The sequence below is a fragment of the Rathayibacter sp. KR2-224 genome, from assembly GCF_049446075.1.
Taxonomy (GTDB): domain Bacteria; phylum Actinomycetota; class Actinomycetes; order Actinomycetales; family Microbacteriaceae; genus Humibacter.
In genome coordinates this window covers 154,125-173,273 of the sequence record NZ_JBMSEB010000003.1, presented here as the reverse complement: position 1 = coordinate 173,273, position 19,149 = coordinate 154,125, and the positions used below count along the sequence as shown (strand labels likewise).

The following is a 19,149-nucleotide window of genomic DNA, read 5'->3' as shown; positions in this document are numbered from 1 at the left end:
TCGTCGTCGGCCCACCCTCGCACGGTGAGCTCCCGCGCACCGAGGCGGCGACCCCGACGATCGCCGTCATGCCGACCACCCGAGAGGATGCCGCATGACACAGATCGGGCGGAGCAACAAGAGGCACCACATCGTTGTTCCCGGCCGAGACGGCGCCCGCATCACCATCACCTGGGCTGCGCTCACCGACAAGGGCTACCGCCGTGCCGTCAACGAAGACAGCCTGATCGCCAAGCCGCCGATCTTCGCCGTCGCCGACGGGATGGGCGGACACAGCGCAGGGGACATCGCGAGCGCCGCGGTCGTGAACCGGCTGGCCGAGCGGGTCGCCACACCGTTCGTGGACGAGAAGGCCATCGACTCGTCGCTGCGCGAAGCTGTCGGAGACATGGACAAGGGCGCAGGTCGGACCGACCTGGGTACAGGGACGACGGTCACCGGGTTCGCACTCACGCTGGCCGAGGGGGAGCCGAGCTGGCTCGTGTTCAACATCGGCGACTCCCGGGTGTACGAGCTCGAAGACGGCGAACTGAGGCAGCTCACCGTCGACCATTCGATCGTGCAGGAACTCCTGGATGCCGGCGCCATCACGCCGTCGGAGGCCGAGGTGCATCCGCATTCCAACGTCATCACCAGAGCCGTCGGATTCAACGAAGAGCCGGTACCCGACTTCAGCCTCGTTCCCGTCGTGGCGGGCACGCGGTTGCTGGCCTGCTCGGACGGCCTCACCAAGGAACTGACCGAACACGGCATCCGCCACTTCCTCACGGTCGGCACCAGCCCCCTGGACGCGGCAGGACAGCTGATGGACGCCGCACTGGGCAACGGCGGCCGCGACAACGTCTCGGTTGTGGTCGTCGACGTGCTCGAGACGCCGGAGTCGCCGCTTCCTGGCCGCCGCGCCGCACGTCGGCACTGAGCCGGCCCACGTGGCGGGATAGCGTCGGCGCAGGGGGTTTCACGGGCACCGATCCGGCTCGAGCCCGCCCGGGATGGCACGTATTGCCCGCCTACAATGGGGGCACGTTTCCCTGGCCGGGGACGTTCGACGACCGCGAGAACAGGAGGCGCGCATGGCCACCAGACTGCCCTCCGCGCCGCCCACCCTGCCCGGTTTCACCTATGTCCGCGCTCTCGGTTCGGGCGGCTTCGCCGACGTCTTCCTCTACGAGCAGAACATGCCGAGAAGACAGGTCGCAGTGAAGGTGCTCCTGGCCGAGGTGGTGACGTCGAGCGTTCGTGCCATGTTCCAGGCTGAGGCCAACCTGATGGCGCAACTGAGTGCGCACCCGGCCGTGCTGACCGTGTATCAGGCGAGCGTGGCATCCGATGGCCGTCCGTACCTCGTGATGGAGCTGTGTTCGCCCGTGCTGAACAGGCGGTACCGAACGGATCCGCTCAACGTGCCCGAGGCGCTCGCGGTGGGGATCAAGGTGGCCGGGGCCGTCGAGACTGCGCACAGGGCAGGGGTGCTGCATCGTGATGTGAAGCCGTCGAACATCCTCACGACCGCGTACGGGCATCCGGTGCTCTCCGATTTCGGTATAGCGGCCACGATCGGCGACGCCGAATTGAAGGATGCCGTTGGCCTTTCGGTGCCCTGGTCGGCTCCCGAAGTGGTCACCGACGAGACGACGGGGACCGTGGCCAGCGAGGTGTGGGCCCTCGGCGCCACCATCTATTCCTTGATCGCGGGGCGCTCCCCGTTCGAGGTGCAGGGCACGGACAACTCCTCGGCGCAACTGATCGCGCGCATCCAGCGCGCACGACCGGAGCCGATCGGCCGCGACGACGTGCCCGCCAGTCTGGAGGCCGTGCTCAGGCGATCCATGTCGAAGCGCCCAGAGCTGCGGCAGCACAGTGTGCTCGAACTGATCCGCGACCTGCAGTCCGTCGAGGCGGAACTCGGGTTCACCCCAACTCCCGCCGACGTCGCCGCCGACCAATGGGTTGCTGTGGCATCGATCGACGACGAAGACCGCACAAGGGTGAAGGCGGTTCAGTCGGTGACTCCGACGCAGCGCAGAAGACGCAGGCGGGAGGGCGACACCACAGGCGATCACAGCGCATCGCGGGAGAGTGCCGCGCAGACGCACCAGCGACCGGCCGGGCTCAGCACGGGGGCCAGGTGGCTGATCGCCGTCTGCGTGGTTTTCGGCGTCGCCTTCATCAGCACGCTGTCGTTCGTGGTCGTGCGCATTGCAGCGCCGCCCGACATCCCTGTCGTGCATGACATCCAGGGACGTGTGGCCGGCGGATCCGTCGAGTTCAGCTGGCAGGACCCGGGCCTCGCCACGGGCGACGAATATCAGGTGAGCGTGGACGGAGTGTCCTCCAGCCTGCAGCGCAGCACCTCGTTCACGGTCGACGCCGCAGACAAGCGGGTGTGCCTCACCGTGACGGTGAACCGGTCGGGACGCACGGGTGAGACGAGCGCCGCCAAATGCGTCGACCCGGTGGGGTCACCGTGATCCGTTCGTTCGTCGCAGCTCATCGCTCTGTCGCACTGACAGTGGCCATCGGCGTGGTCGTTGTCGCGCTGGTCGCCACCGTCGCGATCGCCTCAGGCGGATTCGTGCAGCAACGCATGGTGCTCGGCGACGCAGCGGTGTGGGTCACGAACTCGTCGAAACAGCTCCTTGGTCGAGCCAACACGCAGGTGAATGCCCTCAACTCCGCCGTGACGGCTGCAGACGAGTCCGTCGACGTGGCCCAGCGCGGCAAGTCGGTGCTGCTCGTCGACCACAGCAACAACACGGTGTCCAAGGTGGACCCGGCCACCGTCACCGCGGGCAAGCCCGTCGCACTTCCGCCGAAGGATCCCGAGGTCGGCATCGCCGGTTCGCGGGCGGTCATCGAATCGCTGGCGAATGGGCGCGTCTGGCTTGTGCCGCTCACCGATCTGCAGTCGTTCACCTCGGCATCCACCCCGACGATCGACCTTGGCAGCCGCGTCATCACCTCCCTCGCGCCCGACGGCACACTGTTCGCGTATTCCCGGCAGGCCGGCGCCGTCTACCGCATCGATGCCGCCAAGGGCGACAGTGTGGAATCCACGTGGCACGTGGGCGCCCTTGCCAGACATGAGTCGGCAGGCGACGTGCAGCTGACGTCCAACGGCGGGCACTGGGCGCTCTACGACTCCGGATCCCGTGTGCTGCGCACCGAGGATGGCTCGCGCACGCTGCCCGCCGAGGTGGGGAATCAGGCCGTGCTCGCGCAGGCATCCGATGCCGATGTGGACCTCGCCATCGCGTCGGAGTCCGGTGTCTTTCTCGTGCCAGGCGCAAGCGGTGACCTTCGCAAGGCGAAGCAGGGCGGGTTCGGGAGCGCGGCTTCGCCGGTGTGGGTCGACGGATGCCTGTACGCCGCTTGGAACACCGGCCAGACTTGGCGCTCATGCACGAATGGTGCGGCCGGACGCTCCGGGAGTCTTGCGGGTGTTCATGCCGGTGCCGAACTCGCCTTCCGCGTCAACGGCGACACCGTCGTGTTGAATGACACGAACCACGGCACCTCGTGGTCGGTGCAGCGCGGCAATGGCGTGATCGACAACTGGTCAGACTTCGCGAAACCGAACGACGAACGGCAACAGACCGAGGAGAACACCGAGGACAAGCCGCCGACCTACGAGAAGACGCAGGTGCCACCCGTCGCCGTCGACGACAAGTTCGGCGCACGACCGGGTGTGACCAGTCCGTTGCCGGTCCTGCTGAACGATTTCGACCCGAACGGCGACGTACTCGTCATCGACTCGGTGACGCCGGTACCCCAGGCGACGGCGAAGGTGCAACGAACCTCGGACGACCAGGCACTGCAGATCACGTTGCCCGCCGACGCTCAGGGCCAGATCGAGTTCGACTACACGGTGAGCGACGGGCGCGGCGGGCAGGCCGAGGCGCACGTTACCGTCACGGTCCGTCAGCCCGACGAGAACTCGCCCCCGGTTCAGGCGCGCTCCACGAAAGCCACTGTTGCCGCGGGGGGACGCGTCTCCACACAGGTGCTCGGCGACTGGTACGACCCGGACGGCGATCCGTTCTACCTCGAAACGGCATCCACGGCATCGCCCAACAGCGCCAGCTCCACCCCGCAGGGCACGGTCGTCTACACGGACGCCGGAAAGGGCGGATCCCTGCAGAACGTGGCACTCACCGTGTCGGACGGCCGGGCGGAAGGCCACGGATCCCTTGCCGTCACGGTGCGTCCGCCCACAGACGTTCCCATCATCGCCGAGCCGTTCGTCGAAACGGTCGTGGCGGGCGACCAGATCACCATCTCGCCGCTCCTCCATGTTCGCGGCGGTGTCGGACCCGTGCGGCTGGCATCCGTGCCCGACAAACCGGACGTGACGCTGCAACCCAACTTCGACGAGGGGACCTTCGGCTTCACGTCGGACGCCCCGGGCAGCCACTACGTCGACTACACCGTCACAGACGGCTCGAGCACGGCGACCGGCCAGGTTAGAGTCGTCGTCAGTACGCCGCAGGACGCAGGCGACACGCCCGTGACCGTTCCGCATACGGCGTTCATCGAGCAGCAGACCTCGCAGGAGGTCGACGTGCTTGCCACCGATTTCGATCCGGCGGGCGGCGTGCTTCTCATCACGGGCTCTGAGCAGCCGGCCGCATCGCAAGGCGTGCGCGTAGAGGTGCTGGAGCAACGCATCCTCCGGGTCACGCTCACGAGGCCGCTCACCGGGCCGGTCTCGTTCGGCTACACGGTGAGCAACGGCACCGCTCAGGCGGACGGCACGGTGAGAGTTGTGGAGATACCCCGGCCCGCGGTGCGTCAGCCGCCCGTGGCGACTCCCGACAGCGTCAGCGTTCGGGTCGGCGATGCCGTGGACATCCCTGTGCTGGCCAACGACTCGCAGGCGGACGGCGATGTCCTCACCCTGAACCCGGATCTGCCAACGCCGCTCCCGAAGAACGCGGGACTGCTGTTCGCGTCAGGAAACGAGCTACGCTACCTCGCGCCCGACAGGCCAGGGGACTACACCGCTGTGTACCGGGTCGACGATGCGGACGGCCAGTGGGCGACGGCGCAGGTGACCATCGCGGTGCGTGAGCTGGATCCGGAGTCGAACCGCGCGCCTATTCCGCAGACGATCACTGCGAGAGTCCTGGCAGGCAACACGGTACGCATCCCGGTGCCACTCAGCGGCGTCGACCCCGACGGCGACTCGGTCAAGCTCGTCGGCCAGTCGACGAACCCGCAAAAGGGAGCCGTGACGGCGGTCGGTTCGAATTGGATCGAGTATCAGGCCGGCGACTACGCCGCTGGGACCGACACCTTCGACTACACGCTGGTCGACGCTCTGGGAGCGCGTGCCGACGGCGTCGTGCGCGTTGGCATCGCCCCGCACGGGGGCGGCGCGCGCAACCCCGTCGCGGTGGAGGACGAGGTGACGGTTCGACCGGGCCGCACGGTCTCGGTGCGCGTGCTCGCGAACGACTCCGACCCGGATGGCGGTGCGCTGCACATCGGCTCTGTGCAGCGCACGTCGACCGGCATAGCGAAGGCGGTCGTCTCGGGCGACGTCGTCAAGGTGGTCGCCCCGAAGAAGGAGGGCAGGTACGGGTTCATCTACACGGTGCAGAACGACACAGGGGGAACCAGCTCCAACTTCCTCACCGTCGTCGTGCGCAAGGATGCCCCACTGTCGCGTCCCGTCGTGCAAGACACCGTGGTCGGACTGTCCGACATCCTCGGGCGCTCGCAGATCACGGTGAACCCGCTCACCAACGTGTTCTTCGCCGACGGTCCAGTCGCAACGCTCAAGCTCTCACTGGTCCCGGGCTTCGGTCAGACCGCGCAGGCCACCTCGGACGGTCGCGTGCGCGTGCGCATCCAGCCCAAGTCGCAGATCATTCCGTTCAAGGTGGCGCACCCCGACGACGCGTCGGTGGTTTCTTACGGCTTCATCTGGCTGCCCGGAACCGACGATGCCCTGCCGCAGTTGAAACCGGGGGCTCCGAAGCTGACGGTTCCGAGCGAGAAGACGCTCGTGATCGATCTCAATGACTACGTGGTCGCCGCCGCTGGCAAGCACGTCAAGCTCACGGATGCTTCGCATGTGCACGCGACGCACGCCAACGGCGACAACCTGGTGCGCGACAACCACACGCTGGTGTACACGAGTTCGGCGAGGTACTTCGGGCCCGCATCCATCTCGTTCGAGGTCACCGACGGATCGTCGGCGACCGACCCGAAGGGCCATGTGGCGACCCTCGTGCTGCCCATCACGGTGACGGCACGAGACAATCAGCCCCCGACCTTCACCGGCGCGCAGGTGGAATTCGAGCCAGGGCAGCAGAAGACCCTCGATCTGACCAAACTCACCAGGTACCCGTACGAGAAGGACCAGGCCGAGCTGCAGTACCGCATCCTGGATCCCAAGCCGCAGGGGGCATCCGTCACGCTGCAGGGCCAGCAGCTGACGGTGCAGGTGTCGGACAAGACGCCGAAGGGAACCCAGCTGAGCGTCATCGTCGGCGTGCGGGATTCGCTGAACGACGGCAAGGCGGGACGCATCGACGTGAGCGTGGTGCCGTCGACGAGACCGCTGGCCGTGCCGCAGCCCGATCAGGTGTCTGCAAGGCGCGGCGCGACGACGAGCGTCGACGTGCTGGCCAATGACGCGGCGACCAACCCGTTCCCCTCGACGCCGCTGACCGTGCTCGCCGTGCGCGGGGCATCCGCGGGCGCGCTGCCGCAGGGCGTGCAGGTGACGCCAAGCGCCGACAAGTCGCGGCTGACGGTCTCGGTGGCTCCGAACGCGCGGCCGGTGGATACGACGCTTCAGTACGAGGTGGGGGACGCGACGGGGGACCCTGCGCGCTACACCTGGGGGACCGTCACGATCTCCGTTCAAGACAGACCCGACCCGGTCTCCAACCTGCGGATCGTGGGCGTTGCGGATCAGCAGCTCACTGTGGCGTGGGATGCCGGCGCCGACAACAACTCGCCGATCACGGGCTACACCGTGTCGCTCACCCCATCGGGCGGGGGTGCAAGCTCGACCACGTGCCACGCGACCACGTGCACTGTGCAGACTCCGGGGAACGGACCGCAGAACGCCGTTCGAGTGCAGGTGACTGCGACGAACGCGATCGGCACCTCGGATGCCGCGGCCTACCCGGACGCCGTCTGGTCGAACGTGGTGCCCGGCGCACCGACCAACCTGAACGTCACGCCCGGAGATGGAAGCGTGCACGTCACGTGGGGTCCGCCGGCGTCGAACGGCGGGGCAAGCGCCGTCACTCGTTATCGCGTGACCGTTGGCAGCATCGTGCGAACCGTGGGAGCCGGCACGACCTCGCTCGATCTCGGCGGCCTCACGAATGGGCAGCCGGTACAGGTGTCCGTGGCGGCGATGAACGACTTCTATGGTCCGCAGCCGGTATGGAATTCCACCCCGACCGCAACCGTCGTGCCGGCCGGCGCGCCGATCTGGACGGCGGTCCCGGCAGTCGCCCCGAAGAACGACACGAACGGCACCGTGACGGTGAGCTGGGCCGGAATTGTAGACGCCAACGGCTCGGCGATCACCGGCTATTCGGTCTCGTGCGCGTCAGGAGAGCTCGGCCCAGGGACCACCTCCGTGGACTGCACGCTTCCGCCCGGGCAGCAGACGTCGATCACGGTGACTGCCTCCAACAACGTCGGCGACACGACGTCGGCGAACGTGTCGGCCACGCCGCCTGCTCCGCCTGCGACACCGAGTTCGGTGAGCGTTTCGACTGCCGACCCCGGCAACGGGCAGTCGGGGCACTTCCTTCCGACCTTCAATGGAGTGTTCCCGCCGCCGCAGACGGGCGGTGGCGGGACCGTGTCCTACCGGGTGAGCCTGGACGGGGGCGGCAGCTACCAGGTGTTGCAACCCGGAAGCCTCATCTCGGTCGGCGGTGACCAGTACGGGCAGTCGCTCACTGTGAGCGTGCAGGTCGCTGTGACGTATCCGAACGGGGCGGTATTGACCAGCGCGTGGTCGGCGGGCGCATCGGCTGGGCTGGCCGTTGACGCGACGGTTGCCGGCTACAACTACGCGCCGGCGCAAGGTACACCGGGTGGCACGTTCAGCTGGACCGGTGCTCCGGCTGCCCCGCCGTACGCCTCGGTGGTGATCACCTGCGACGGAGTGCCCGCAACTGGAACGTCGTGCATCTCGACGGCAGCCAACCCGACCCTTACCGTGCGCGTCTTCGCCAATGGGCGCCTGCAGGCGTATGAGATGGACTATCAGGGCCAATGACATCCACGAAGACCAGGAGAGCACCCCGATCATGACTGACGCGCCGATGACAGCAGCTCGCCCGCTGAACCAGCTGACCGACGACCAGGCATCCTGGTTCCAGAGCACGGTCGACGCCATCGTCGCCAATGTCGAACGCGTGCTGCTGGGCAAGACGCACACCATCCGACTTGCGGTGACGGCTCTGCTCAGTGAGGGGCACCTGCTGCTTGAGGATGTGCCTGGCACGGGCAAGACGTCGCTCGCGCGCGCACTTGCCGAGACGATCTCGGGCACGAGCAGCCGCATCCAGTTCACCCCGGACCTTCTGCCCGGCGACATCACGGGCGTCGGCGTGTACGATCAGCGCCGCGGTGATTTCGAGTTCCACAAGGGTCCGGTTTTCGCCAACGTCGTGCTCGCCGACGAGATCAACCGTGCTTCGCCGAAGACGCAGTCCGCCTTGCTCGAGGTCATGGAGGAGCGTCAGGTCAGCGTCGACGGTGTGACGCATCGGCTGTCTCCGCCGTTCATGGTGATCGCGACGCAGAACCCGATCGAGCAGGCGGGAACCTACCGTCTGCCGGAGGCGCAGCTGGACCGCTTCATCATGAAGACCTCCATCGGATACCCCGATCACGCGTCGATGGTCCGCATCCTCGAGGGCGCGGATCACGCGGCGCACGAGATGGTGCTGCCTACGGTCGTGATGGGGGAGATGGTCACGACGATGTCGAAGCTGGCGCGGTCGGTGCATGTCGACCCCACCATCAACGACTACGTGTCGCGCCTGGTGGATGCCACGCGCAGCGCCGAAGAGGTGCGTCTCGGCGTCAGCGTGCGCGGCGGGCTCGCGCTCATCCGCACCGCGAAGACGTATGCCGCAGGACTCGGCCGCCCCTACGTTGTGCCGGACGACGTGAAGGCGCTCGCCGAACCCGTGCTGGCTCACCGCATCGTGCTCGACCCTGAGGCCGAGTTCGACGGCGTCACGGCGCAGAGCGTCGTCGCGAATGTAGTGCTCCAGACGCCCCCGCCGCTGGATGGGACCGCGGTGTGAGTTTCGAAGCGCACTCCGGCAGCAGCACCGGGCTCGACAATGCGAGGACCCGGCTCGTCGGCGCGCGTGAGGGACGGCTCGCGGATGCCGTCGTCGGAGCGGTGCAGGCGTGGCGCATCTTCTCGGATGTCTGCGTAAAGGTCTGGCGCAGAGTCACAGAAGTGACGACCGTGGCGGGCCTCTGCGTCGGAGCCGTCACCATCGCCGCGTTCATCGCCGGGTATGTCGCCGGGTGGTGGGAGGCCGTCGTCTTCGCCTGGGCGGGCGCCGCGCTGTTCGTGAAGGCCGTGCTGTTCCTGCTCGGCTCGGTCGCATACCGGGCCGAACTTCAGTTGCCGAACCCCAGGGTCGTTGTGGGAACGCCTGCGCCCGTCGACGTCGTCGTCTCGAACTCGACGAGGCGCGGACTGCTCGCCGCACGCGTGGAGGTGCCGGTGGGCGACGGAGTCGCCGAGTTCGCCGTTCCGGGGCTCCGGCGCGGCGCCGAGTTCCGCGACGTCTTCCTCGTGCCGACGCCGAAGCGGGGCGTACTGACCATCGGGCCGGTGCAGTCTGTACGGGCGGATCCCGTTGGGTTGTTGCGCCGCGAGACCCAGTGGCAACAGACGGTCGAGCTGTTCGTGCATCCGCGCACGATAACGGTGCCCAGCATGAGCACGGGTCTCGTGCGTGACCTCGAGGGCAGCTCTACACGTGATCTGACCACGAGCGACATGTCGTTCCACGCGCTGCGTGAATACACGCGCGGCGACGAGCGCAGGCACATCCACTGGCGGAGCACGGCAAAGACCGGCGACTTCATGGTTCGCCAGTACGAGCAGACCCGCAGGAGCAACCTGCTGCTTGCCCTGTCGCTCGCCGAGGCCGACTTCGCCTCGGAAGAGGAGTTCGAACTGGCGGTGAGCGCCGCTGCGTCCCTGGGGGTCAGGGCGATACGAGACGACCGCGTCGTGTCGTTCGTGGTGAGCGAGCGCACACCCGACTTCGCCAAGACGCCGGTGTTCGACGTGCGCACCCTCGACAGCGTGACGCCCACCCGGCTACTGGATGCCCTGTGTCGCGTCGACCGCGTCACCGCAGCACTGCGTCTCCCAGACGTTGCGAGGGTCGCGGCCGAAACCACGCCCGACGTCTCCATGGCGTTCCTCGTCTGCGGGTCGACGGTCAGCATCGCGCAGCTACGGCATGCCGGCACGATGTTCCGCGCCGGCGTGCAAGTCGTGGCGGTGCGATGCGTGCCTGGCGACTCTCCGGCCCTTCGCAGGGTCGGCGACCTGAGCATTCTCACCATCGGCTATCTGGACGACCTGCGCTCGAGCCTGGCGAGATCGAGGGCCGCATGAGCCGTAGAGACGTGGCCTACCGGGTATCGGCATCCGTGTACCTGGTCGTCTTGCTTGCCGCATGCGTCGCCGTGTTCTGGCCCGTCTACCAGAACTCGGACTTCGTTGTCATGGCGATCGGGGCGATCGGCGTCGCGGCAGCGGTCGCCGTGTGCGGGGCGGTCTGGCGCTGGTCGAGCCTGGTGACCACGCTCGTCGCCTTGATCGCGTTCCTCGCGCTCGGCGTGCCGCTCGCGATTCCCGGCGAGACCCTGTGGCGCGTGCTGCCCACCTGGCGAGGCCTTGTCGACCTGGTCGCCGGGCTGGCGCTGAGCTGGAAGCAGCTCGTGACGATCACCGTGCCTGTCGGTTCGTATCAGGCCTTGCTCATACCCGCCTACGTGCTCGCGTTCGCAGGCACGGTGGTGACGCTCACGGTCGCTCTTCGTTCCAAGGTTCCGGAGCTCGCCCTCGTCGCCCCGCTCGTCGTCTTCACCTCGGCCGTCGTGCTTGGCTCCGAGACGATCGCTACTCCGCTTGCCCTCACCATGGCGGTGGCAGCGCTGAGCGTCGTCTGGCTGATCTGGATGCGCCGTCGCAGGCGCATATCGCGCCTGGTGTCCCTCTCCAGTGAACACGCCGACGGCGTGCGACGCAGCGAGCGATCCTTCGCTGCGGCACGGTCGGTCGCCATCGCCGTCCTCGCGGTGGCGCTTGCACTCGTTGCGGCAGCCGGGGTGGCGAGCGGGCTGCCGCCCGTCGCAGCCCGCACGGTTGCCCGTTCGGCCACCACGCCGCCTTTCGACCCGAGGAACTATCCCAGCCCGCTGTCTGGCTTCCGTTCCTATCTCCAGCCGGCCGGCGCAGGCGATGCGTTGTTCACCGTGCAGGGCGTTGGAGACGTGCGTCGGCTGAGTATCGCGACGATGGACACCTACGACGGGGTCGTCTACACAGTGGGCGCATCGCAGGGCGACTCGGGAGCCTTCGCGAGGATTCCCGACACGCTCAGCGTGGCCGCGGCATCCGGTGCCCGTGCTCGCACCCACACACTCGACATCACAGTCGATGGTCTTGCCGGACCCTGGCTGCCCACATTCGGGCAACTCGAGCACATCTCATTCGGAGGCAGCTCACCCGACAGCCTGAGAGAGGGCTTTTACTACAACCCCACCACGGCCACCATGGCCGAGATATCGACATTGCGCTCCGGCGACTCCTACCGCATCACCGCCGTCGCGACCCCGACGAAGACCTTCGCTCAGCTGGTCGACGCCCGGCCGGGAGACGCGCAACTGCCCGCCCTCGATGTCGTGCCGGCGCGGCTGGACGACACCCTGCACCGCTACGAGGGCGGTTCGGTCTCGGCCGGAGCGAAACTGGCCAACGCTCTCCGGAAGCTTGCCGATACGGGATACATCAGCCACGGCATCGGAAAAGACGTGAAGAGCCTCTCGGGTCACGGGGCCGACCGGATCGACTCCCTGCTGACTGAGCAGCCCATGGTGGGCGACCAGGAACAATATGCGGTCGCGGCCGCGCTGATGGCGCGCCGCATCGGTTTCCCTGCCCGCGTCGTGTTGGGATTCGCGGTGCCGCAGAAGGCCGGCTCCACCGTCACGCTCACCGGCGCGGACGTGACGGCCTGGATCCAGGTGCAGACGGCAAAGGACGGTTGGGTCGACGTCGACCCGAACCCCCAGGTGCGACCCATTCCGCAGAAGCAGCCGGACCAGCCGAAGCAGATCTCGCGTCCGCAATCCGTCGTGGAGCCGCCGAAGGACAACACCGACCATGAGCAGAACCCGCCCCCGCAGGCGCATGTGGCGCAGCAGCGCGACAACCGGATGCCTGCCTGGTTGAGCATCCTGCTGGCAACGCTCATTGTGTTCGGCTGGGTGCTGCTGGTAATCGCCCTTGTGGTGTCGCCGTTCCTCGCGGTGATCGCAGCCAAGTGGCAGAGGCGACGAACGCGGCGCTCGCCGCGCGTGCTGCCACGGGGCCGGATCTCAGGTGCCTGGCGCGAGTTCGCAGACATGGCGGTCGATCACGGATACATCCCGCCCGGCACGGCCACGCGCAGCGAGGTGGCCAAGACGGTGGGCGGACCACGGGGAGTGCTGCTCGCCGCCGTCGCCGATCGCTCGGCGTTCGGGAAGGCGGAGCCCACCGAGGAAGACGCTGAACAGGTGTGGCGCGCCGTGGACGAGCTGCGTCGTGACCTCGACGGGCGCACCGGTCGTTGGGGCAGGCTGCGCGCCCGCATCTCACTTCGGTCCCTCGGCGGCTACCGTGGAAAGACACGCGGAACTGACGCGGTGTCAGGAAGGCGGTCGCAGTGAGGAGGTTGCGGTGAACTGTGCGTCATGCGGTGCGGCGCTTCCCGAGGGCGCCATGTTCTGCGGGAACTGCGGACGGGCGGTGAACGCCGTCACGGTGCCTCGCGACCGCATGGCCGACCCGAGGCCGGGCGATACCACTGTCCTGTCCGCCGAGGAGCGGGCCCAGTTCTCTCGGTCGACGCGCTCCGCGTCGGATGTGTCGTGGTCACAGTTCTTCCAGCTCGACACCTCCCAGGCTTCTGAGTCCGAGGCCTCCCAATCCGTGGCTTCCGAGCCCCAGACTTCTGAGGCCCGCACTTCCGAGCCCGAGACTTCTGAGGCGGCGACTCCTCAGGTCGAGCGTTCGCAGACCGAGCCTCCGCAGACCGCTCGCCCCGCCGAGTCGTCTCCCGATGTGCGCGGCGTGCCAGCGACCGATGACATCGCGAGCGTGCAGCGGCATAGCAGCGTCGGAAGCATCACCAGGGGCGCCGAGGCAGGCATCCCAACCCGTCCGGTGGCGCCGGTGCCGTACGTGCTCTCGTTCTCCACGGGGGAGCGCGTCGTCGTGGTCGGGGTCGGGCTGCTCGGGCGTCGGCCCTTCACGCAGCCGGGGGAGCGGTTCGATCAACTCGTGTCCATCGCAGACCACGAACGTTCGGTCTCTAAGACGCACCTCGAGTTCGGAGTCGAGAGCGGTGACCTGTGGATCTGCGACAGGTACTCCGCGAACGGAACCGTCATCATCCCGCCTGCAGGGGGTCCGCATCGGTGCGAACCGGGCAGACGCTATCGGGTTCCACGGGGTGCGCGCGTCGAGATCGGCGACCACTGGTTCGACGTGCGCTGATCCTTCCGTCCACATAAGACCGTTCCCGGGAGCGATGCACGAGTGGGTCGGTCTTGGGTCACCCGCTAACTGGCATCGGCTGCACTTGATGCATGCCAGTTCCCGACCGCACCGCGAGTGAGTCGCTCGCCCTGCCCAGGCATCCGCCGCCGCCGGCGAAGGCCGCCTTCCCTTTCCTGGCCGTGCTTGCGCCGCTCGTCGGGGCCGCGGTGCTCTATGCGATCGTTCGTTCGCCCATCATGCTCGCGTTCGCCGCGCTCAGCCCGGTGATCGCCGTCGCCAGCACGATCGACGGCCGACTTTCCGCCCGCAGGCGGCGACGAACGGATGCCCGTGTCTACGCCGCGGAGGCCGACCGCTTTCTGGCCGACGTCGCCGAAGCGCACGAGCGAGAACGTGCCGAGCTGGGAGCTCGGCACCCGGGCGCGGGCTCCCTCGCGACCGATCCTGCCCACCGACCCCGACGATGGTCGGCGGGCGCAGACCGGTTCGCCGCGGTGCGAATCGGCACGGGAAGCACCAGTAGCGCCCTCGTCGTTTCCGGATCTCCGAACTCGGAGCGTGACCGCGAGCTGCTTGCAGCGGCGCGCGTACTCGCGCACGCACCCGTTCTGATCGATCCGGCCGGCGGCATCGGTCTGATCGGTCTGCCGCCGGTGGCCAGAGCGGCACTCCGTGGGTTCGTGGTGCAGCTGGCGCATGCCCACCCGCCAGGCGCAATGGCGATCGCAGCGCCATCGGGCGAGCCGTACGGCTGGCTGCACGATTACCCGCATGCGACCGAACCGCAGCACGAACCCCTGCGCCTGTGCATCGTCGACCCCGCGGTCCAAGAAGGCGGCGACGCAGTTCGCACCGCCCTGCTCGCCACCAAAGAGCCGCGTCGCGGTGCTCCGGCGCTGGGCACAGGTTCGCCCGCGATGGCGGTGATCGCCGTGGCCGAGCGGGCGGACGAGTTGCCTACGGGATGTCGGCTCGTTGCGTCCGTCGGACCCGACGGTGCGTTGACGGTCCTGTCGCCGATGGATGCCGCTGGGGAACTCGAGGCCGAACTCGTCACGGCTCGGGAGGCGGCGGCATTCGGGCGCGACCTTTCGACCTCCGCCCGAGCACGGGGTATCGATCCGGCACGGCCCCTGCCAACGTCCGTGCGCCTTGCCGACCTCCTCACAGGCGCCGGCGGACCGCCTCCAAGGGCGGCAAGCGGTGAAGGATTCCGAACGCTCCCTGCGGTTGTCGGCGTCGCACCATCGGGACCGCTCGTCCTCGATCTCGTGACATCGGGCCCGCACGCCATCGTCACGGGAACGACCGGAAGCGGTAAGAGCGAGCTGCTGATCAGCTGGGTGCTCGCGATGGCCGCGGGGACGACACCCCGCCTCGTGAACTTCCTCCTCGTGGACTTCAAAGGTGGCAGCGCGTTCCAGCGCCTTGCCACGCTGCCCCACACGGTAGGAGTCGTCACCGACCTGGCGCACGGTGAAGCGTCACGTGCACTGAAGAGCCTGCGCGCCGAGCTGCGCAGACGTGAGGCGGAACTCGCTCGTCTGGGCATCCCAGACATCGCAGAGGCGCAGGGGGAACTACCCCGTCTCGTCATCGTCGTCGACGAGGCCGCGGCCATGTTCGCAGCGTTTCCCGAGCTCGGCGAGCTCTTCGCCGACATCGCCGCTCGCGGAAGGGCACTCGGCGTGCATCTCGTACTCGGAACGCAACGTGCCACAGGCGTGTTGAGTGATGCGCTCCTTGCGAACTGCGCACTCAGAATCTCGCTTCGGCTGGCATCCGAGAGCGATAGCACGGCTCTTCTCGGCACGGATGCCGCGGCCCTCATCCCGCATGCCCTGCCCGGGCGCCTTGTGGTCGCTCGCGACGGCGAGCTGATAACGGCGCAGGCAGCGACCGCGGACCCGGCCGATGTGGATGCCCTCGCGACCGCACAGAGCGGCATGCCGCGTCCTCGTGCGCCGTGGCTGCCCGCGCTTCCCGAGCACATTCCACTCGACGCGTTCGTCCGCGCGCCTGAGGGGGCTGTCGTGATCGGCGCGCGAGACGATCCGGACCGGCAGGTTCAGGAGGGCATCCTGTACCGTCCGCTGCGAGCCCATCTGCTTGGTCTCGGAATGCGCGGAACAGGCAAATCGACACTCCTGCGTACGATCCGGGCGCAGTGGCCAGGGCCTGCGATCGAGGTGCCGCCGGACATCGAAGGGGCATGGGACGCGCTCGAGCATGCTTATGCTGTTCTGCACTCGGAGCCACCGAGGTCGGGGTTGGTCGTGCTCATCGACGATGTCGACGCCCTCCTCGACCGCTTCGGCGACGAACATCGAGACGCGGCAGCCGAACGCATCCGATCGCTTCTCGTCGATGGGGCGCGCGCCCGCATCGGCGTCGTCTGCACGGCATCCACCGTGCCCAGCGGCTTGCGCGCAGTGCAGGCGAGATTCAGCGAACGGCTGCTGCTGCGCCAGTCGGACAGGCAAGAGCACGTGCTGGCCGGCGCCCCCGCCGAGCTTTTCGACCCGTCTGCGCCACCTGGACGAGGTGTGTGGCGCGACAAGGTCGCCCACGTCGCCGTCGCGGGGGAGCGTCGCGACCACAGCGGCACTGCGCGGGCCAAGACGGTGACCCCTGCGCTCGAGTTCAGGGCCGGTTCCTTGACCCTGGTCGTCGCGCGTGCTCCCGGCTCGTTCGCGCAGCGGTTGCGAGCCTCCTTTGCCGAGTTGCGCGTCGTCGAGCTGACCGACGTCGTCGGCGCCCCCTCGTCAGGAGGCAACAGCGACTCGACGGCCATCGAGATCGCGGACGGCGGCCACGCTGTGGCGCTCGTCGCTGACCCGGATGCCTGGCAAGCACAGTGGTCCCTGCTCACCCGGCTCCGTGGCAGAGCACGTCTCGTGTTCGACGGGTGCAGCCTCGGCCAGGTGCGAGCCATTCTGCACTCGCGCGTGCTGCCTCCGGCCACAGAACCCGGGCACCTGCTCGTCTGCGACGCCGCCCAGTTCACCCGAGCGGCGTGGCCGCAATGATGCGTCTAGCCTCCGAGGGCGATCCGCTTGCCGACCGCGACGCATTCCCGGTGCCGGTCCGGCGAGGTTCTACCGTGCGATCAGCCGAGGATCGACTGCAACCCGGCCACCTGCACCCCGTTTGCGTCGGCGACGCCGGCATTGGTGACTGCACCGTCGACGACGTTGAGTCCGAGTGCCAGGGAGGGGTCGCTGCGCAAGGCAGCCTTCCAGCCGTTGTTCGCGATGGACCGCAGATAGGGGAGCGTGGCGTTGGTCAAGGCGTGGGTGGAGGTGTGAGGCACAGCTCCAGGCATGTTCGCAACGCAGTAGAAGACCGTGTCATGAACCCGGAACGTCGGCGCGTCGTGCGTGGTGGGGTGCGAGTCCTCGAAGCATCCGCCCTGATCGACGGCGATGTCGACGAGCACGCTACCCGGACGCATCCTCGCCACCATGTCGTTTCTGACCAGCTTGGGAGCCTTTGCTCCCGGAACCAGTACCGAACCGATCACGAGGTCCGCATCGAGAACCGCGCGTTCCACTTCGAACGCCGTCGACGCCACGGTCTTGATACGCCCGGCGTAGAGAGCGTCGAGTTCCCGCAGGCGAGCGACGTTGGTGTCGAGCACCGTGACGTCGGCCCCGAGACCGACGGCAACGGACGCCGCGTTCGTCCCGGCGACGCCGCCGCCGATCACGACGACCTTCGCGGGGTAGGTTCCCGGCACTCCAGGCACGAGGAGCCCCGAGCCGCCGTGCGGTTTCAGCAGCGCGTTGGCGCCGACGATGGGCGCCAGCCGGCCAGCCACCTCGCTCATGGGGGCGAGCAGCGGCAGGGAGCGATCAGGGCGCTGCACGGTCTCATACGCGATCGCGGTCACCCCTGAGTCCATGAGCGCACGCGTCAGTTCGGGCTCCGCAGCAAGATGCAGGTACGCGAACAACACGAGACCGTCACGGAAGTAGCCGAACTCGCTTTCGATCGGCTCTTTCACCTTCAGCAGCAGGTCCGCGTTCCCCCACGTGGTGGCGGCATCCGGGTCGATGACAGCGCCCGCGTCGGAATACGCCGAATCGGGAATGGACGAACCGTCGCCTGCCCCGCATTCCACGTGCACCTCGTGTCCGTTTGCGACCAGATCGTGCACGCCGGCCGGAGTGATGGCCACCCGGTACTCGTTGTTCTTGATCTCACGGGGGATCGAGATTCTCATTCTGTTCCGTTCTCTTCGGTCGCGGACCGTTCAGGTCCGTCCGCGGTCTCCGTTGACCGGGAAGTGCTTGTTCAGGTCGCAGGTCGAAGCCGACCGACGGGTACGCCCCCGCCGAGGATCGCGGTCTCTGCGCGGTCGAGCGCGGCCTTCGCTGCCGCGACCTCGATCGCCCCTGTTCTGGCGAGCAGACCGACGGCCGCCACGCGCGCGGCGGACACGCTCCCGTCGAGCACCTTGACGGCCGCGGTCGTTCCATCCGATGTGGCGATCGTCATCATCCCGTCGGCGCCGGCCTTCGCATAGCAGTCGAGCGTCTCCATGAGAACGGTGTCGGGCCTGCCCGGCCCCGAGATGGCCCACGGATGCTCGCGCGCGCTCCTGTGCACCCACGCCGCATTGCGGAACAGCGCGAACGGCGACTGCTCCGATGCCGTGGCCATGCGCTGCACACCTCGAGCGAGGCCGGCAAGCGTGACGGCGAAGACCGGCGCACCGCATCCGTCCACCGCCGTGTGGGCCACCTTCTCACCAGTCAGGCGCTCGACGACGTCTTTCACGTGCTGCTGCAGCGGATGCCTGGGGTCGGTGTAGTCAGCGATCGTCCAGCTGCTGGCGGCGCATGCAGCCAGCATCCCCGCGTGCTTGCCAGAGCACTCCATGTAGACCTGCGCAGGCGCGCCCCCGGCGCGAAGCACTTCGTCTCGTGCGCCACGATCTGCGGGCAGGGCGGGCGGGCAACGAAGGGCATCCGCGTCGAGCCCGGCGTCCGCGAGGATGCGGCGGACGACGGCGATGTGCTGCGGGGTGCCGGCGTGGCTGGCCGTTGCCAGTGCCGTCTGCTCGGCGTCCAGGCGCGCGCCGGCGCCGATCGATGCGACAGCCTGGAAAGGCTTGAGGGTGGACCGCGGAAGGACGTGGGAATCGGGGGAGCCGAGCGTGAGCATCCGTTCACCGTCGGGGGAGAGCACGATGGCCGACCCGATGTGACGATTCTCGATGAACCCGCTGCGCTCGGCCACCGCGAGTTCGGCGGCCGCCGGGGCTTCGAAGGTGCCGGCGGGCACTGAGTGGGCACGCACCGGATCGCTCATGGTGGTTCGAGTCTAACGAGCGCCCTGTTGCGGATCTTTGC

At 68.0% G+C, this 19,149-nt stretch carries 10 protein-coding genes; 8 read left to right on the top strand and 2 right to left on the bottom strand.

Annotation, left to right across the window (positions count from 1 at the left end):
* Nucleotides 1–94 precede the first annotated feature (94 nt).
* From ACO2Q7_RS15780 to ACO2Q7_RS15745, 8 genes are all read left to right on the top strand, one after another.
* A complete protein-coding gene (locus tag ACO2Q7_RS15780; protein ID WP_423356667.1) occupies nt 95–919 on the top strand; it encodes a PP2C family protein-serine/threonine phosphatase in 825 nt (274 codons plus the stop codon).
* Nucleotides 920–1,073: 154 nt separating this feature from the next.
* Nucleotides 1,074–2,471, top strand: a complete 1,398-nt coding sequence (locus ACO2Q7_RS15775; protein ID WP_423356666.1) for a serine/threonine-protein kinase — start codon at nt 1,074–1,076, stop codon at nt 2,469–2,471.
* Nucleotides 2,444–8,257, top strand: coding sequence for an Ig-like domain-containing protein (locus tag ACO2Q7_RS15770; RefSeq protein ID WP_423356665.1), 5,814 nt, complete (start codon nt 2,444–2,446; stop codon nt 8,255–8,257). Before ACO2Q7_RS15775 ends, ACO2Q7_RS15770 begins: the two co-directional genes overlap by 28 nt.
* A gap of 31 nt (nt 8,258–8,288) precedes the next feature.
* Entirely contained in the window at nt 8,289–9,296 is a 1,008-nt protein-coding gene (locus ACO2Q7_RS15765) for an AAA family ATPase (RefSeq protein WP_423356664.1), read from the top strand.
* Nucleotides 9,293–10,639 (top strand): DUF58 domain-containing protein, encoded by a 1,347-nt coding sequence (locus tag ACO2Q7_RS15760; protein ID WP_423356663.1) that lies wholly within the window; start codon nt 9,293–9,295, stop codon nt 10,637–10,639. The genes ACO2Q7_RS15765 and ACO2Q7_RS15760 overlap by 4 nt, the downstream gene beginning before the upstream one ends.
* Entirely contained in the window at nt 10,636–12,960 is a 2,325-nt protein-coding gene (locus tag ACO2Q7_RS15755) for a transglutaminase-like domain-containing protein (protein ID WP_423356662.1), read from the top strand. Before ACO2Q7_RS15760 ends, ACO2Q7_RS15755 begins: the two co-directional genes overlap by 4 nt.
* A 10-nt stretch (nt 12,961–12,970) precedes the next feature.
* On the top strand, nt 12,971–13,789 hold the full coding sequence (locus ACO2Q7_RS15750) for a zinc-ribbon domain-containing protein (RefSeq protein ID WP_423356661.1): 819 nt from the start codon (nt 12,971–12,973) through the stop codon (nt 13,787–13,789).
* Nucleotides 13,790–13,881: 92 nt separating this feature from the next.
* On the top strand, nt 13,882–16,821 hold the full coding sequence (locus tag ACO2Q7_RS15745; RefSeq protein WP_423356660.1) for an FtsK/SpoIIIE domain-containing protein: 2,940 nt from the start codon (nt 13,882–13,884) through the stop codon (nt 16,819–16,821).
* Between the two features lie 80 nt (nt 16,822–16,901).
* Here ACO2Q7_RS15745 and ald read toward each other — a convergent pair whose 3' ends face one another.
* Both ald and ACO2Q7_RS15735 read right to left on the bottom strand, forming a co-directional pair.
* Nucleotides 16,902–18,017 carry an alanine dehydrogenase gene (ald, locus tag ACO2Q7_RS15740; RefSeq protein ID WP_423356659.1) on the bottom strand — a complete coding sequence of 372 codons (1,116 nt, stop codon included), beginning with the start codon at nt 18,015–18,017 and terminating at the stop codon, nt 16,902–16,904.
* 71 nt (nt 18,018–18,088) lie between these two features.
* Complete coding sequence (locus ACO2Q7_RS15735) at nt 18,089–19,108, bottom strand: asparaginase (RefSeq protein ID WP_423356658.1); 1,020 nt, start codon at nt 19,106–19,108, stop codon at nt 18,089–18,091.
* Between the last annotated feature and the right edge of the window lie 41 nt (nt 19,109–19,149).

What these genes read in the sequence shown, in the direction of transcription:
- ACO2Q7_RS15770 (WP_423356665.1), top strand. Translation starts at nt 2,444, where the DNA reads ATGCGTCGACCCGGTGGGGTCACCGTGATCCGTTCGTTCGTCGCAGCT.
- ACO2Q7_RS15755 (WP_423356662.1), top strand. Translation starts at nt 10,636, where the DNA reads ATGAGCCGTAGAGACGTGGCCTACCGGGTATCGGCATCCGTGTACCTG.
- ald (WP_423356659.1), bottom strand. Translation starts at nt 18,017, where the DNA reads ATGAGAATCTCGATCCCCCGTGAGATCAAGAACAACGAGTACCGGGTG.
- ACO2Q7_RS15780 (WP_423356667.1), top strand. Translation starts at nt 95, where the DNA reads ATGACACAGATCGGGCGGAGCAACAAGAGGCACCACATCGTTGTTCCC.
- ACO2Q7_RS15775 (WP_423356666.1), top strand. Translation starts at nt 1,074, where the DNA reads ATGGCCACCAGACTGCCCTCCGCGCCGCCCACCCTGCCCGGTTTCACC.
- ACO2Q7_RS15745 (WP_423356660.1), top strand. Translation starts at nt 13,882, where the DNA reads ATGCCAGTTCCCGACCGCACCGCGAGTGAGTCGCTCGCCCTGCCCAGG.
- ACO2Q7_RS15735 (WP_423356658.1), bottom strand. Translation starts at nt 19,108, where the DNA reads ATGAGCGATCCGGTGCGTGCCCACTCAGTGCCCGCCGGCACCTTCGAA.
- ACO2Q7_RS15765 (WP_423356664.1), top strand. Translation starts at nt 8,289, where the DNA reads ATGACTGACGCGCCGATGACAGCAGCTCGCCCGCTGAACCAGCTGACC.